Consider the following 15,487-nt stretch of genomic DNA (forward strand, 5'->3'; position numbering starts at 1 on the left):
GCCCATGGCCGGATTCCTGCACCTGATCCTGTTCGTCATTGCCCTGCCCGTCACGGCGGCGACCGCCTACCTGGGCCTGCTGACGCTGCTGTCGGCGCGCCTGCCGCGGCCGCAGCCGCAGCGGCGGGACATGCGTTTCGACATCCTGGTGCCGGCGCACAACGAGACCGCGGTGATCGAGCGCACGGTGCGCAGCCTGGCGGCCATCGACTGGCCGCGCGAGCACTACCGCATCATCGTCATCGCCGACAACTGCACCGACGACACGGCGGCGCTGGCGCGCGTCGCGGGCGCCGAGGTGATCGAACGCCACGACGACCAGCATCGCGGCAAGGGCTACGCGCTGGAGTACGGCATCGCGCGCAGCGCGGCCGACGGCTTCGCGCACGCGGTCGCGGTGATCGACGCCGACACCGAGGTCACGCCCAACCTGCTGGCCGCCTACGCCGCGCGCATCGAGCAGGGGGCGGCCGTGATGCAGGTGCATTACGGGGTGCTCAATCCGGACGAGTCGTGGCGCACCCGCATCATCACCATCGCCTACGGCGCCTTCCACGCGGTGCGCGGCCGCGCGCGTGAACGGCTGCGCGCTTCGAACGGCCTGCGCGGCAACGGCATGTGCATGACCCACGCGCTGCTGCGCGAGGTGCCGTTCAATATCCATTCGATGGCGGAAGACCTGGAGTACGGCGTGGTGCTGGGCCTGCACGGCCACCGCGTGGTCTATATCGACGAGGCCAGCGCCGACGCGGAACTGGTGGCGTCCGAGCGCGGTTCGCGCACGCAGCGCCAGCGCTGGGAAGGCGGCCGCCTGGCGGTGATGCGGACCTACGTCGGCCGCCTGTTGCGCCAGGCCATGGCGCGCCCGAGCTGGATCTGCCTGGAACTGGCGATCGACCTGCTGACCATGCCGCTGGGCTACATCGCGCTGCAGATCGGCGCGTTGCTGGTGCTGGGCGGGCTGGCCGCGTGGCTGGTACCCGGCGCGGGGCTGGCCGCATGGCCGCTGCTGGCGCTGGTCCTGCTGGGCGTGCTGGCGCTGCACGCGCTGCGCGGCTGGCAGCTGTCGCCGCTGGGACCGCGGGCGCTGCTGGACCTGCTGCGCGTGCCGTTCTTCGTGCTGTGGAAGCTGTACGTGCTGCTGCGCAACCGGCGCAACAAGCACTGGATCAAGACCGATCGGGATTCCAAGTGACGCGGACACGCCTCTCCGCCTCCGGCCTGGCGCGTCTGTTCGGCAGCTCGATCGCCGACCAGGCCATGCTGTCGGCCGCCAACTTCGGCGTCGGCCTGATCCTGATCCGCTACGCGGCGGAAGCGCAGTACGGCTATTACATCCTGGCCTTCAACACCATGATGTTGCTGACGACGTTGCAGGGCACCTTCATCGGCACGCCGATGGTGATCCGCCTGCCCGCCCTGGACGAGGCGGCGCGGCGCCAGTGGATGGGCAGCCTGCTGCGCGACCAGAAATGGCTGGGGGCGGCGGGCGGCGCGCTGGCGCTGGCCGTGGCGCTGGCCGGCTGGGCGATGGGGCTGTTCGACGGCGAATCGACCCTCGTGGTGGTGGCGGCCATCGGCCTGGTGCTGGCGGCGCTGTACCGCGAATACCTGCGCGGCATCCTGTTGATGTACCACCGTCCGCAACAGGTGCTGGGCGCGGACGCGATCTACGTGGCGGTGCTACTGGCCGGCTGCGCGCTGGCGGTGAAGACGCCGGTGGCGGCGGCCGGCGCCCTGCTGGCGGGCACGATGGCGGCGCTGGCCTGCGCCGGCGTGCTGCGCCGGGTGCTGGCCAGTGATATCGAGCGCGACGCGGCGCCCGGCCGCCTGCGCGAGATCGCCCGCATGGGGTTCTGGGCGGCCTCGGGCGGCGTCATCTATTGGTTGTTCAACCAGGGCTACAACTTCCTGACCGCGGCCACGCTGGACCTGGCGGCGGTGGCGGCGCTGGCCGCTTCGCGCCTGACGCTGATGCCGATCAACCTGCTGCTGGCCGGCATGCAGAAGCAGCTGACGCCGCTGGCCTCCGTCTGGATGCACGGCATGGGCGCGCGCCGCACCCTGCGCCGCCTGATGCTGTTCTCGCTGGCGCTGGCGCTGTTCACGCTGCTGTACGGCGCGGTGATCTGGCTGTTGCGCGACTGGATCTTCCTGGACCTGATGCGCAAGGATTTCCCGCAACGCGACCTGTTGCTGGTGCTGTGGATCGGCCTGTTCGTGCTGATGGTGATCCGCGAGCCGATCATGATGGTGCCGCTGCTGCGCCAGCGCTTCCGGGCGCTGAGCGCGGCCACGCTGGTCTGCGCGCTGATCGCGTTGGCGATAAGCTATGTGGGCATGCTCCAGCTGGGCCCCATCGGCGCGGTGATCGGCATCCTGACGGGCGAGGCCTGCTATGGCCTGGCGGTGATCGTCATGGCGTGGCGCGAAGTGCGGCGCGATGACGGTGACGCTTTCCCTTCTTACCGTACCAGGTAATCGTACATGGACATTCTCTCGATTCAGTACCTGCGCGGCGTCGCGGCCATGATGGTGGTGCTGGTCCACCTGTATCCGCAGCTCGAGCGCATGGGCTACCAGGGCTACTGGCCGCACTGGCTGGCCGCCGGCGTCGACATCTTCTTCGTCCTGAGCGGTTTCCTGATGTGGATCACCACGCGGGGCAAGAAGGTCGGCGTGCTGGAGTTCTACCGGCGCCGCGCGGTGCGCATCGTTCCGCTGTACTGGCTGCTGACCTCGGTGGCGGTGGCGGTGATGCTGATCGCGCCGCAGCTGCTGCAGACCACCCGCTTCGGCCTGTTCCACGTGATCGCCTCGTACCTGTTCGTCATGGTGCCGAACCCGGCGGGGCTGATCGAACCGGTGCTGACGGTGGGATGGACGCTCAATTACGAGATGCTCTACTACGTCATCTTCGGCCTGACGCTGGTGCTGCCGACGGCGTGGCGCTTCGCGACCACGACCCTGGTGCTGCTCGGCCTGAGCATGCTGGGCTGGTTCGTGGTGGGCGACGATACGCCCATTCTCAAGGTCTATACGTCGGACATCGTGCTCGAATTCGTGCTGGGCATGAGCGTGGGCTGGTGGTTCTCGCGGCCGCACAAGGGCGGTTCGGCGACGTTGGGCTGGACGCTGGTGCTGGGCGGCTTCGTGGTGATCGGGCTGATGTCGGTGCTGGCGCCGAACGCCTCGCGGCCGCTGGCGCAGGGCGTGCCGGCGGCGGCGATCGTGGTGGGCGCGATCCTGCTGGAACGCTTCCAGGCGCTGCCGCGCATGAATTTCCTGCACAAGCTGGGCGACGCCTCGTACTCGCTCTACCTGTCGCACGCCTTCGTGCTGTCGGCCGTGAGCCAGGGCTGGCGCAAGCTGCACCTGGACAGCCTGCCGGGCGGCCAGGTGGCGTTTTGCGTGGTCGGCATCGTGGCCTGCACGGTGGCGGGCCTGCTGGTCTACCAGCTGATGGAACGGCCGCTGATCAATATCTTCAAGAAGCCGCGCGAGCAGGAGGCCTCCAAGGCCGCTACCCGCCGATCCGTAGCCGGTCTTTGAGCAGGCGCAGCCAGCGCTTGTGGCGGCGCGCCGCGGCGCGCTGCGGGGTCCAGTCGATCATGCTGTCGTGGATGTCGTAGTGGCCGCGCTGGGCGTCCGGCACCTGGCCCGATTCGACCGCGGCGATCAGTTCCGGCAGCCTGCGATAGAACTCCGCGCCGCGATAGGGCGGGTGCAGCGACCACAGGCCGGGCGCCGAGCCCAGCAGGTCGACGCGGCGCAGGCCGTTGGCGCGCAGCACCTCGCTCAGGATGACCTCGGCCTCGCGCACGTCCGGCGGATTGCCCAGCAGATGTGATTTGGTTCGCTGCATGGCGCCTGGCCGCATCAGCGGCAGGTGGCCAAGGGTCGCGCGCAGCCGCTCCATGTCGAGCATGAAGATGCGCGTGCTGGCGTTCTGGAAGCGATAGGCGGGGGCGCCGGCGATCTCGACGCGCTCGGGCTCGGGCAGGCCGTGGCCATGGACCGCCGCATCGGCGCGCGGTGGACCGGGGAAGGGGCCGGTCAACAGCACGGTGGGATCCTGGTCGGTGTAGGCGATGGCCTCTTCTACCCAGGTGTGGCTGCCGCCGCCGAACAGCATGTCGCCGTCGAAGTGCACGATATGGCGCGCCTGGCTGTGGTGCATGCCGTAGAAGTAGGCATAGAACGGGCCGCCGTCCCAGGCCTTGACGGGAATGTCGTCGACGCCGAAGAACGATTGCGCCACCTCGCGGCGGGCCGCCGGCGCGTAGTCGACTTCGATGACATCGAGCTTGGGCATGTCGCGGCGCAGGTCCTGCGCCAGCGCCAGCAGCTTGGACCGGTATTCGTCGAAGTGCGTGCCGCGATAGCGCCCCGAGCGGCTGCGGTGCGTGTCGATGGTGACGAGGATGCGGTCGACCATGGGCGCCCAGACACGGATCTGGTGCGGCAGCAGCAGCGCCGCATGGGGATAGTCCATGGGGTACATGCTGATCTGGGCGGCAACGCGATAGGGGTAGGCCACGGCCGGTTCTCCTGGTGGTGGCGGCATCATGTCCGGGCGGCGGCGACGGTCGCCGCGAGTCCCTGCTGCAGGGAAGTCCAATGCAGGCCGAGCTGCTGCTCGGCGCGCGTCGAGACCAGCCGGATGGGCTGGCGCCAGAGGCGCGCCAGCGACGGCGGAATCGGCGGCGGCAGGCGCACGCCGACGCGCCGCAGGCCGATCTCGGCGATCTTCAGCGCCGGCGCCAGCAGGTGCGTCTCGATCTTCAGGCGGCGCGCGCCGATGCGCTTGAGCGGCACGGCCTCGAGCGCGCGGGCGTAGGCCAGGAAGTAGCCGTTCCAGTCGGGCGCGCCGGCCATGGCGAGGTTGTAGGCCGCGGCCCCGGTCGGCACGCGCAGGCCGGCCAGCACGGCCGCCACGACGTCGTCGATGTAGACGAGGTTGCTGCAGCCGTCGCCGGCCGCGCCCAGGTCGCCGATGCGGTGCGCGCGTAGCTGGTCGGCGATGCGCAGGCTCCATTGCGGACTGTTGGGGCCGTAGATGCAGCCCGGCCGCAAGGTGATGACGGTGTCGCGCGCGGCCAGCAGCCGTTCGGTTTCGACCTTGGCGCCGGCATAGCCTTGCAGGTTCGCGGCCATGGGGTGGTCTTCGCCAATGTCGCCGCGCGCCGCGCCGTAGACCGCCATGGAACTGAAATGCACCAGGCGCGCGGCCCGCGCGTCGAGCGCGGTCGCCAGGGCGCGGGCGCCGGCCGTCATGGCGTCGGCGGAGCCGGCCACGCAATTGACCACGGCGTCGACGTCGCCCAGGGCGCGCGTGACGGCGGCCGGATCGGTGGCGTCGAGCACGATCTCGCGGCCTTGCTGGCGGGCGCGGCGCACGCCGGCCACGGGTTCGGCCCAGTCGCTGGCGGCCAGCGCCGCCACCACGCGCCGGCCGACATAGCCGTTAGCGCCCAGGACCAGGATGCGTTGTTTCATGTGCGGGTCTCCGTGGCTACGTCGCTGGGCGCATGGACGCGGCGCAGGTGATCGGCCAGGCGCAGGGCCAGCGCGACGATGGTCAGGGTCGGGTTGGCCTGGCCGGAGGTCGGGAAGACCGCCGAGCCGGCGATGTAGAGATTGGGGGTTTCGTGCACGCGGCAGTCGGCATCGACCACGCTGTCGCGCGGATCGTGCCCCATGCGCGTCGTGCCGATATGGTGGCCGCCGTAGGCGCCGTAGCGCGTCATCTCGGCCTCGACCTGGGCCGGGTCGTAGTCGAAGCGGCCCACGCCGCTGGCCGCCAGCGCCTCGGCCAGCGCCGCCAGCGCGGTCTGCACGGTGGCCACGTCGCGCGGCGTGTAGCGCCAGTCGATGTGCAGGCGGCGCATGCCGAGCGCGTCGACGTCGTTGCCCAGCGTGACGCGGCTGTCGGGGTTGGGCTCCTGCTCCGCGTGGAAGTCGAGGCTGTAGCGGCGGTTGCGCGGGTGGACGATGATGGACGGAAACTTGCGCGCGGCCAGCTTGCGTTCGGTCAGCATGTGCCACATGAAGCGCGCGGTGGCCGGCGCGCCCAGCAGCACGTTGCGCAGGTGGCTGAGCCACAGGCCGAGTGAACCCGGCGTGTCGCCATACAGCCGCTTGGCGTATTCGTAGGGCACGACGGGACGGGCCAGGTACAGCGCCGACAGGACGCCGCTGCCGTGCCCGGGATCCGGAATGCGCGGATGGTGCAGGCGCGCGATGAAGTTGCCGGCGTGCAGGCGGCGCTGCGCCTCGGGTTGCAGGGCCAGGCGCCGGCGGCAATAGATGCCTTCGTCGGAGACCTCGTAGCCATGCCAGACGGAACGGGCGCCGGCCAGGTCCACGTTGCCGATGGTGCCGGCGATGTGGCACATGTAGTAGCGGCCCACCACGTCGTGGGCGTTGCCCAGTCCGCGGCCGCTGGCGCCGGGGTTGGCGAGCAGCAGCCGCGCGGTTTCCAGGCCGCCGGTGGCGAGCACGTAGGCGCGCGCCCGGACCGTGAAGACATTGTTGCCGGCCAGCGTGCGGACCCGGGCCGGGCCGACGGGGGCGCCGGCCGCGCCGCTGTCGAGTTGGCACAGGTTGGCGTTCTGCAGCACGCGCACGGGGCCCTGGCGCAGCCGCTCGGCGTAGCGCCAGCCGAAATCGGTGGGCACGCTGAAGCGTTCCAGCGTGTCGGTGGAGAACTCGGGGCTGTCGAAGCCTTCGATCATCGGCCGCACGGGGCGATGGAAGACGGTCTCGACGGTGTAGGCGAAATCGCCCGCTTCGCACAGCTGGTTGGCGCGCGGGTAGTAGGGCCGCAGGTCGTCCAGGCCGATGGGCCAGCCGCTGTGCGCGATGTAGTCGCGCGGCTCGAAGTCGATGGGATCGAACGGCATGCAGCGGCCACCCCAGATGGTGGTGGAGCCGCCCATGCGGCGCTGGCGGTAGCGCTCGGGCTCGGGGTGCATGCGCGCGTCGGCGACGCTGCCGGCGTAGAGCGCCTGGGTGGCCTTGTCCTCGGCCGGGCCGCCGCTTTCGAGCAGCACGACGTCCAGGCCGCTGTCCAGCAAGGCCAGGGCCAGCGTGATGCCGGCGGCGCCACCGCCGACGATGCACAGGTCGGCGGCGAGGGTCGAGCCGTTCGGAATGGTGTTGGCGTCCAGGATCATCGTGTCGCTCCGGGCAGGCGCCGCAAGCCTGGCGCCGCGCGTGCGCGGACCAGGGGCATCAGTATCGCACGGCGGCGCCCGCCGGCAGCTTCAGCGTTTCGTGGATGTAGCCCGCGAAGGCGGTATAGCCGGCGATGTTCGGATGCACGCCGTCGGCGAACAGGCCCGGCGCCAGCTTGAGGAAATCGTTGGTGCCGCCGCTGGACCAGTACAGGTAGTCGACGACCCGCACGTGCGGGTACTGGCGCGGCAGTTCATGCAGCAGCCAGTCATTGAAGGCGCGCGTCACCTCGATCATCGGCGGCGTCATGCCGAGATAGGCGCCGATGTTGTCCACGACCAGCGGAATGCCCAGCTTCGCCGTGGTCTGGGCGAAGTAGGTGAAGTTGTCCTGCAGGGTCTGCAGCGGCACCATGCCCACGGCGACGTCGTTGATGCCGACGTGCAGGTACGCCAGGCTCGGCCGCGTGCCGGCGGGCAGGGTGCGCGCGCCGCGGCCATCGCCGGGATCGTATTCCTCGGCCAGCACGTCGCGGCGCCAGCGCGCGCGGACCTGCGCCGACATCTGGCCGCCGATGCCATGGTTGAAATGGAACACGCCGGAATAGCGCGCCAGTTCGTACGAGAGCTGGCCCGGGTTGGACGGATAGTCCGGCACGAACTGGCCCTGCACGTTCAGGCGGCCCTTGCGCTGGATCTCGCCTTCGGCGATCGAGTCGCCGACCACCACCGCGTAGATGCGTTCGTTGCGCGCCCAGGCGGGCAGCGCGGCGCATCCCGGGGCCAGCAGCAGGGCCGAGAGCAGGGTGCGGCGGTTCATCAGAAGAAGCGCTCGTTGACGTGGATGACGTCGCCGGGCTGCACCGCGTCGGTCAGCTTGGCGCGCCGATCTGTGATCTCGCCGGTGAGTGCGTCGGTGCGGTTCAGGTCGATGCGGCTGTCCGAGGCGCGCGGCGTCAGGCCGCCGGCGACCGCCAGGGCGCGCATGACGTTCAGGCCTTGTTCGAGCGGATAGGCGCCGGGCTTGCCGACTTCGCCGTAGACGTAGAAGCGCGGCGCTTCCGGCACGAACACGACGTCGCCCGGTTGCAGTTCGGTGTCCTGCAGGCTCTGCGAGGGCGACTGGCGATTGCCGACGTAAAGATTGATGCGGTCGTTGCCGCCGCCGGCGCGGCGCACCAGGGTGGCGACGTCGCCGGCGCCGCCCGTGGCGCCGCCGGCCATGGCCAGCAGTTCCAGCACCGACAGCTTGCCTTCGATCGGGTAGCGGCCGGGCCGCGCGACCTGGCCCAGCACCGACACGATGCGGCTGCGCAGCGTGACGACTTCGACGGCGACCTGCGGATCGGTCATGAAGCCCTTGCTGCGCAGGTCCTGTTCGATGCGCTTGCCGATGGCCGCGGGCGTCAGGCCCGAGGCGCGGACGTTGCCCAGCATCGGCACCACGATCTGGCCGTCGGCGTCGACGGTGGCGCGGGCCTGGGTGCCGCCGGTGCCGAGGATGTTGATGTTGAGCGTGTCGCCCGGTCCGACCGCGCCGATGGCGCTGCCGATGGCCTGTTCCACGGCCGGGTCGACCGGCGTCGCGGCGGCCTGGCGCGGGGTGGGCACGACGCCGTTTTCCGGCAGCCGGTTGCCGGCCATGTTGCGGTCGGTGCCGCGGTCACCGCTGCCGCTCTTGACCGCGGGCGGCACGGCCGGCGGCGTGTAGGCGGCGGGCGGCGGGGGCGGGGCGGCGACCGGCGTGGTCGGCTGCGGGCGCACGGGCGCGCCAACGGGGGCGGGCGGGGTGTAGGCGGGGGACTCGTAGGGCGCGTTGTAGCGCTTGAAGTCGTTGTCGGGCGAGGTCGCGGCCGGACGGGATGGAGACACGGGGTCGGGAATCGGCAAGTCCTGCGCGCCCGCGGATTGTGCACAGGCCAGCAGCGCCGCCAACATCGCTCTTCGCCACATCGTCGTCAGACACGCCACGTTATTCTCCGATCCTTTGGTTAAAGGTTGCGCGCGTCCAATAGTAGCCGAAGCAAAACGCCACACTGCGGGTATTTTAAATACAATACGCGCGTGCCGGCTCGATGAATGTGGTTTTCTCAAATGCAAACGTGAGACCATTGTTCTCGAGCTTACCGCCCCTTGAGCGAGATTCTCCTTGCACAGTTCAGAGCACGTATCCGACCCCCGCGGAACTGCGAACGACGATATCCCCGTCATGCCCGTCGTGCGGCTGTTCGACCTCGATATCGCGGCAGTTTCGTTTGATGAGGCCGTCGAAGGCCTGGCGCAGGCGGCCGTGCGCCGCGATGGCCGCGCCCGCATCGTGGTCACGCCCAATGTCGATCATGTGGTGCGCCTGGATGCTTCGCCGGAATTCCGCGAGCGCTATGCCAAGGCCGATTTCATCTTCGCCGACGGCATGCCGGTGGTATGGGCCAGCCGTTTCCTGGGGCAGCCGCTGCCCGAGCGCATCACCGGTTCCGACCTGTTCGTGGCACTGTGCCAGCGCGCCCAGCGCGAGGGCTGGCAAGTGATGCTGCTGGGCGGCATGCCCGGTTCCGAGCCCGACCTGCTGGCGCGTTTCGCGCAGTATTACCCGGGCTTGAACATCGATATCGTCAGCCCCTCGATGCGCTTCGATCCGCTCGGACCCGAGGGGCAGGCCTATGCCGACCGGGTGCGCCAGCGCCAGCCCGATGTCGTCTTCCTGTGCGTGGGCATGCCCAAGCAGGAACACTGGGTGCTGCATCATGCCGGCGAGTTGCCCGGCGGCATCCTGTTGTGCGTGGGCGCGGCCATGGAATTCGCCATCGGCCTGCAGCGCCGGGCGCCCATGTGGATGCAGCGCATCGGCCTGGAATGGCTGTGGCGCCTGGCCAGCAATCCGCGTCGCCTGTGGCGCCGTTACCTGGTCGACGATCCACGCTTCCTGGGGCTTTGCTGGCGGCAGTGGCGCAAGCGGCGCGGCTCGGCGCCGTGATCTTGCGCCCCAGCGCCAGCCTTGCCGTGGATGGCGGGGCCAAGCGAGGCACGTTCACGATCGGACGGAAGCTGGCCGCGGCCAGCCTGATGATGTGCGGCGCCCAGGCCCTGGGCGCGCCGGGGCCGGCCGACTACGCGGTGCAACTGGGCAGTTCCTACCAATACCAGAGCAATCCCGCGCGCCTGCCGCAGTCGTCTTCCGACATCCGCGGCGCCGGCGTGTGGGTCAATTCGGTCGGCCTGGGGTTGCGCATGCCGCTGCTGTCCGACGACACCCGGCTGGACGTCGGCGGCACGCTGGCCGATGCCCGCTACAGCAACAACCGGCAGCTCGACCACCAGCCCGGCAACATGCTGTCGACGCTGCATTGGCGCGTCGGCCGGCTGTTCGCCGGGCGCTTCGATTACGGCTACCAGAGCCAGCTCAATCCCAACATGGCGCGCACCTGGCCCGAGCGCGACCTGCAGACCCGCGACAACAAATCGGCCGAGCTGGGCCTGCGGGTTTCCGAGCGGCTGACGCTGCCGGTGTTCGGCGTCTTCACCAACGGCACGCGCTACGACCAGGACATCAACCGTACGCTGTACAACCGCAAGGACCAGGGCTGGCAGCTGTCGGCGCGCTACGCCGGCTTCGGCCGCTCTCTCGCCCAGGCCGGCTTGCGTCACACCGAGGCCGACTACTACAGCCGCACGCCCGACCTGGTCGCGATCATCGACGACCGCTTCACGGACAACGAGGCCTTCGTCGCGGCGCGCTGGGACTACAGCCCCAAGACCTTGCTGCAGGCGCGCGTCGGGCTGCTCAAGCGCAGCTACGTGCACCTGGGCGACCGCGACACCAACCTGTTCACCTTCGCCGGCCGCGCCACCTGGGACTATTCGCCCAAGACGCGCCTGGACCTGCAGCTGTGGCGCCGGCCCTACGCCTATGACGACGATCCCACGGTGCTGTATTCGATCCAGACCGGCGGCCTGGCCTCGGTGACGTGGCGGCCCACGGTCAAGACGGCGTTCCAGCTGGGCGCGGAACTCACTCGCCAGCGCAACACCGCCTTCACCGGCGGCAACGACCAGACCCTGCAGATCCGCCGCTTCGGCGCGCGCGTGCAGTGGCAGCAGGAAGACAACCTGCGCTGGATCGTGGACGTCTACCGCGACCGGCAGATGGGCGAATCCGCCGGCGACAGCTACAACCAGAATTTCGTGCGCGTCGGGCTGGAATACACCTTCGGCAGCCGCGGCAAGGAAAACCTGCGGCTGATGATGCAGCCGACCGACTGCCAATGGCGTCGGCCGGAACTGGCGATGTGCGATCCGATGGGCGAGGAGCCCTGAGCGCTCAGTAGGCGTTGCGGTCCCAGAAGATCACGAGCACGGTGCGGAACAGGATCTTCAGGTCCAGCATCAGCGACCAGTTGGCGATGTAGTAGCGGTCGTAGCGCACGCGCTGCAGCATCTTGTCGGTGGTGTCGGTCTCGCCGCGCAGGCCGTGGATCTGGGCCCAGCCAGTGATGCCGGGCTTGACGCTGTGGCGCAGCATGTAGCCCTGGATCATGCGCCGGTAGATCTCGTTGTGCTCGGCCGCGTGTGGGCGCGGGCCGACCAGGCTCATGGTGCCGGCCATCACGTTCAGCAGCTGCGGCAGCTCATCCAGCGAACTCTTGCGCAGGAAGCGGCCGATGCGCGTCACGCGCGAATCGCCTTGCTGCGCCTGGCGCAGCGTGCCGTCGGCCTCGGTGCCGGCGTTGGCGCGCATGGAACGGAACTTGAACACCGTGATCGGCAGGCCGCGTTCGCCATAGCGCATCTGGCGGAAGATGACGGGCCCGGGCGAGTCGAGCTTGATGGCCAGCGCGATCACCAGCATGACCGGCGACGCCAGCAGCAGCATCAGGCCGCCCAGCGTCAGGTCCATGGCGCGCTTGAGGCTGCGCGACAGGCCCTGCATGTGGGTCTCGTGCAGCGCCAGCAACGGCACGCCGGCGATTTCGGCGCTGCTGGCGGTCAGTTCGCCCAGGAAGGGCGACTCGGGCATCAGGTAGATGGCGGCCGTCGAGTCATACAGCCGGTTCATCAGGTTGAGCACGACGGGATTGTCCTTCGTGTCGTCCAGCGTGACGAAGGCCATGCCGTATTCGCCGGCCTCGATGCGGGTCAGCGCGTCGGGGTAGCGGCCCAGATAGGGCGGCGGCGTCGGTTCGCCCTTGCGCGTGCGCACCTGTTCCTCGGCGTAGTAGCCCGCCGTGTGGATGCCCAGGATGGGCGAGCGCTGCAGGCGCATGGCGAGCTTGCGCGCCTCGGGCCCCATGCCGAAGAACACGGCCGAGCGGCGGCTGGCGGACGCGTTGTTCAGCCGATAGGCGGTGCGGCGCAGGCTGTAGAGGGCAAGCACCTGCAGCGGCAGGGTGATGGCCGCCCACTTCAGCAGCAACACCCGCAGCGACTCGGTGTCGGTGGCGCTGCCGGGCAGGAAGAACAGCGCGACCAGCGCCAGGAACAGCACGCTGAACCAGCGCATCACGCCGCGGCTCAGCATCCACCAGACGCTGCGGGCGCTGATCAGCAGGGTGAAGCGGGCGAACGCGATGGAGGCGCCCGCGGCCAGAATGACGGGAATCCAGCCGCGGAAGATGGGCGACGCCATGTCCTCGGCCAGCGTCAGGCCGAGAAAGGTGCCGGCGTTGATCAGCGCGCAGATCAGGCCCGTCAGGGCCATGAAAGAGCGTTGAGGGTGGCTGGGCGTCGCGTAGGTGAGCATGGAAAAGGTGGTGGGGGTATCAGCGACCGTAGACATCATCAAACCGCACAATATCGTCCTCGCCCAGATACGGGCCGGACTGCACTTCTATCAGCTCCAGGTCGATGGAGCCCGGATTCTCCAGGCGGTGTTTTACACCCAGAGGAATGTAGGTGGACTGGTTTTCCGTCAGCAGGAAGACCTCGTCGCCGCGCGTGACGCGCGCCGTGCCGGTGACGACGATCCAGTGTTCGGCGCGGTGATGGTGCATCTGCAGCGACAGCCGGCCGCCGGGCGCCACGCGGATGCGCTTGACCTGGAAGCGGTCGCCGTCGTCGATGGCGTCGTAGCTGCCCCACGGCCGGTAGGTCAGGCGGTGGGCCGTGGCCTGCGGACGCTTGGCCTGGTTCAGGCGGGCGACGATGCGGCGCACGTCCTGCACCTTGTCGCGCGCGGCGACCAGGAGGGCGTCGGCGGTCTCGACCACCACGGTGTCCTCCAGCCCCAGCAGCGTGACCAGGCGGTGGCTGGAATAGGCGTAGACGCCATGGCAGTCCTCGGCCACCACGTCGCCGCGCAGGGCGTTGCCGTCGGCGTCCTGCTGCGCCAGCTGCCACAGCGAGGCGAACGAGCCGATGTCGCTCCAGCCGGCGTCCAGCGGCACCATGGCCACGCCCGGATCGCGTTCCATGACGGCGTAGTCGATCGAGTCGGACGGGCAGGCGGCGAAGGCGGCTTCGTCGATCCGCAGGAAATCGCCGTCATGGCGCGGCGCGGCCATGGCCTGGCGGCAGGCCGCCAGGATGTCCGGGCGGTGCGTCTGCAGGGCCTGCAGGTAGCGGGAGGCGCGGAACAGGAACATGCCGCTGTTCCAGAAGTACTGGCCGCTCGCCAGGTATTGCGCCGCCGTGGCCGCGTCGGGTTTTTCGACGAAGGCCTCGACGTCGGCCACGCCGTCACGGGTCGCGCCGGCGCGGATGTAGCCGTAGCCGGTTTCGGCGTAGGTGGGCTGGATGCCGAAGGTGACCAGGCGGCCGGCCTCGGCGGCCGGCAGCGCCTGGCGCACGGCGTCGTGGAAGCGCTCGACGTCGGGCACCGCGTGGTCGGAAGGCAGCACCAGCAGCACCGGGTCGTCGCCCTCGGCCTGCGCCAGCAGGGCGGCCAGCGCGATGGCCGGCGCCGTGTTGCGGCCGACGGGTTCGAGCAGGACGGTGGGTTGCTGCTGGCCGATCTGGCGCAACTGTTCGGCGACGATGAAGCGATGCTCCTCGTTGGCCACGAAGATCGGCGCCAGGCCGCCGAGTCCGGCCACGCGCTCACAGGTGGCTTGCAGCGGGGAGAGGTCGCCGAGCAGGGGAAGGAACTGTTTGGGGTAGCTGCCGCGGGACAGCGGCCACAGGCGGCTGCCGGTACCGCCTACCAGCAGTACGGAACGCAGTTGCGGCGTGGTACTCGACATCGGAAGTCCCTTGCAATCTGTCGCCGGCGGCGCGTGGCGCCGTGGGGCGGGATACTCATCGGTCGCGGCACACGTTCTGCGTCCTGCCAGCGGCCTCAACTATAAAGGTTGCGGAATCGGCTGTGGCAAAGTGTTTGCAAATCTTTAAGATCTTTAGGATGTGTATGTCTTTAAATTGATTGTTGTCTTCACTATACTAAAAGACTGTGCCGCAGCGCAGGCTTGATGCATATATATCGATGCATTTTGCTATTATCGGCAATATAAGTCAGCACGCGTTAATACTGCCCGAAACAAAACGTTTACGAGCATCCGTGAAAAGACTTCAAACCGATGACACCGCGCGCTGCCGTCTAAGACGCAAGGTCATGCTCCAAGAATGCGGCCTAAAGTACCGCAGCTCCGCCTTGCCAACTCGCGGATGCAGGCTATGCAAAGCCTGAAAGCCAGGATGTCCCCCGTGTCGTCCGCGCCTCCCTTGACGCGCGGTTTCCCGCGCGCGGCCTCGATTCGCGTCGACGCCTGTATGAAACAACTCGGCATGGCGGCCTTTACCCGGGCCGCCGCATGCCTGCCAGCCTTGCCTTTCAACACTTGCCCTGGTCCCGCGGCGCGTCGCGCTGACGCTTGCGGGCCAAGTCCTGTCGCCTGTCCATGACGAAGGAACAACGTGCAAAGCGCCATCCTCTCCCACCTCGATGATCGACTCTGTGCCAGCCAGTGGCGCGATGTGCTGGCGGCCTTCGCCCAGGAGCTGTCGCAGGATCTGACCGTGCAGCGCTTGCACACGCTGATGCGGCGCGCCGGCGAGCAGTTCGCCGACAGGCATGCGCTGTCGAGCGCCGCGTCGATCGCCGAGATGCAGTCCGCCATCAACCAGGTCTGGCGTCCGCTGGACTGGGGTTGGGTGGAGATCGAAGAAGCCGAGGACCACCTGGCGCTGGCGCACTACTGCGCGCCGCTGCGCGCGGCGTTCGGCGCCACGCACCTGGACTGGAGCGCGGGATTCCTGGAGGGCGCCTACGAATCGTGGATGCGCCTGCTGGGCGCCGACGCGCAGTTGAAGGTGACGCAGCAGCGCGCATCCGATGAAGACGGTGTCATTCTCTACCGGTTCGGCCGCTAGGACGCGGG

At 69.0% G+C, this 15,487-nt stretch carries 13 protein-coding genes; 6 read left to right on the forward strand and 7 right to left on the reverse strand.

Annotated features, from left to right (window positions below; genetic code table 11):
- Positions 1–4: 4 nt before the first annotated feature.
- The 3 genes from I6I07_RS07760 to I6I07_RS07770 are packed head-to-tail and all read left to right on the forward strand — an operon-like array spanning position 5 to position 3,552.
- Positions 5–1,195 (forward strand): glycosyltransferase family 2 protein, encoded by a 1,191-nt coding sequence (locus I6I07_RS07760; RefSeq protein WP_198486215.1) that lies wholly within the window; start codon positions 5–7, stop codon positions 1,193–1,195.
- Entirely contained in the window at positions 1,192–2,481 is a 1,290-nt protein-coding gene (locus tag I6I07_RS07765) for a lipopolysaccharide biosynthesis protein (RefSeq protein WP_054474560.1), read from the forward strand. The genes I6I07_RS07760 and I6I07_RS07765 overlap by 4 nt, the downstream gene beginning before the upstream one ends.
- Before the next feature lie 6 nt (positions 2,482–2,487).
- A complete protein-coding gene (locus I6I07_RS07770) occupies positions 2,488–3,552 on the forward strand; it encodes an acyltransferase family protein (RefSeq protein ID WP_198486216.1) in 1,065 nt (354 codons plus the stop codon).
- Here the strand turns inward: I6I07_RS07770 and I6I07_RS07775 are convergent.
- From I6I07_RS07775 to I6I07_RS07795, 5 genes are read right to left on the reverse strand one after another with little or no spacing between them, the layout of a single operon-like run.
- Positions 3,524–4,540 (reverse strand): capsular biosynthesis protein, encoded by a 1,017-nt coding sequence (locus I6I07_RS07775; RefSeq protein WP_198486217.1) that lies wholly within the window; start codon positions 4,538–4,540, stop codon positions 3,524–3,526. The two genes, I6I07_RS07770 and I6I07_RS07775, sit on opposite strands and share 29 nt — an antisense overlap.
- Before the next feature lie 26 nt (positions 4,541–4,566).
- Positions 4,567–5,499 carry an NAD-dependent epimerase/dehydratase family protein gene (locus I6I07_RS07780; RefSeq protein ID WP_198486218.1) on the reverse strand — a complete coding sequence of 311 codons (933 nt, stop codon included), beginning with the start codon at positions 5,497–5,499 and terminating at the stop codon, positions 4,567–4,569.
- Positions 5,496–7,178, reverse strand: coding sequence for an FAD-dependent oxidoreductase (locus I6I07_RS07785; RefSeq protein WP_198486219.1), 1,683 nt, complete (start codon positions 7,176–7,178; stop codon positions 5,496–5,498). The genes I6I07_RS07780 and I6I07_RS07785 overlap by 4 nt, the downstream gene beginning before the upstream one ends.
- A gap of 58 nt (positions 7,179–7,236) precedes the next feature.
- Entirely contained in the window at positions 7,237–7,998 is a 762-nt protein-coding gene (locus I6I07_RS07790; protein WP_198486220.1) for an SGNH/GDSL hydrolase family protein, read from the reverse strand.
- Positions 7,998–9,050 (reverse strand): SLBB domain-containing protein, encoded by a 1,053-nt coding sequence (locus I6I07_RS07795; protein ID WP_198486221.1) that lies wholly within the window; start codon positions 9,048–9,050, stop codon positions 7,998–8,000. The genes I6I07_RS07790 and I6I07_RS07795 overlap by 1 nt, the downstream gene beginning before the upstream one ends.
- 337 nt (positions 9,051–9,387) lie before the next feature.
- On the opposite strand from I6I07_RS07795, the gene I6I07_RS07800 reads away from it, so the two are divergent.
- Positions 9,388–10,152, forward strand: a complete 765-nt coding sequence (locus I6I07_RS07800) for a WecB/TagA/CpsF family glycosyltransferase (protein WP_198486222.1) — start codon at positions 9,388–9,390, stop codon at positions 10,150–10,152.
- Positions 10,149–11,492 (forward strand): hypothetical protein, encoded by a 1,344-nt coding sequence (locus I6I07_RS07805; protein ID WP_198486223.1) that lies wholly within the window; start codon positions 10,149–10,151, stop codon positions 11,490–11,492. Before I6I07_RS07800 ends, I6I07_RS07805 begins: the two co-directional genes overlap by 4 nt.
- Positions 11,493–11,496: 4 nt before the next feature.
- Here I6I07_RS07805 and I6I07_RS07810 read toward each other — a convergent pair whose 3' ends face one another.
- Positions 11,497–12,951 carry an undecaprenyl-phosphate glucose phosphotransferase gene (locus tag I6I07_RS07810; RefSeq protein WP_332840431.1) on the reverse strand — a complete coding sequence of 485 codons (1,455 nt, stop codon included), beginning with the start codon at positions 12,949–12,951 and terminating at the stop codon, positions 11,497–11,499.
- A complete protein-coding gene (locus tag I6I07_RS07815; RefSeq protein WP_198486224.1) occupies positions 12,935–14,353 on the reverse strand; it encodes a mannose-1-phosphate guanylyltransferase/mannose-6-phosphate isomerase in 1,419 nt (472 codons plus the stop codon). The genes I6I07_RS07810 and I6I07_RS07815 overlap by 17 nt, the downstream gene beginning before the upstream one ends.
- Positions 14,354–15,023: 670 nt before the next feature.
- Between I6I07_RS07815 and bcsD the strand changes: the two genes are divergently transcribed.
- Entirely contained in the window at positions 15,024–15,479 is a 456-nt protein-coding gene (gene bcsD, locus I6I07_RS07820; protein WP_232625940.1) for a cellulose biosynthesis protein BcsD, read from the forward strand.
- The last annotated feature ends 8 nt before the right edge of the window (positions 15,480–15,487 follow it).

Source organism: Achromobacter deleyi, assembly GCF_016127315.1.
In the GTDB taxonomy this organism is placed as follows: domain Bacteria; phylum Pseudomonadota; class Gammaproteobacteria; order Burkholderiales; family Burkholderiaceae_B; genus Achromobacter; species Achromobacter insuavis_A.

What these genes read in the sequence shown, in the direction of transcription:
- I6I07_RS07770 (WP_198486216.1), top strand. Translation starts at nt 2,488, where the DNA reads ATGGACATTCTCTCGATTCAGTACCTGCGCGGCGTCGCGGCCATGATG.
- I6I07_RS07790 (WP_198486220.1), bottom strand. Translation starts at nt 7,998, where the DNA reads ATGAACCGCCGCACCCTGCTCTCGGCCCTGCTGCTGGCCCCGGGATGC.
- I6I07_RS07800 (WP_198486222.1), top strand. Translation starts at nt 9,388, where the DNA reads ATGCCCGTCGTGCGGCTGTTCGACCTCGATATCGCGGCAGTTTCGTTT.
- I6I07_RS07785 (WP_198486219.1), bottom strand. Translation starts at nt 7,178, where the DNA reads ATGATCCTGGACGCCAACACCATTCCGAACGGCTCGACCCTCGCCGCC.
- I6I07_RS07780 (WP_198486218.1), bottom strand. Translation starts at nt 5,499, where the DNA reads ATGAAACAACGCATCCTGGTCCTGGGCGCTAACGGCTATGTCGGCCGG.
- I6I07_RS07810 (WP_332840431.1), bottom strand. Translation starts at nt 12,951, where the DNA reads ATGTCTACGGTCGCTGATACCCCCACCACCTTTTCCATGCTCACCTAC.
- I6I07_RS07760 (WP_198486215.1), top strand. Translation starts at nt 5, where the DNA reads ATGGCCGGATTCCTGCACCTGATCCTGTTCGTCATTGCCCTGCCCGTC.
- I6I07_RS07815 (WP_198486224.1), bottom strand. Translation starts at nt 14,353, where the DNA reads ATGTCGAGTACCACGCCGCAACTGCGTTCCGTACTGCTGGTAGGCGGT.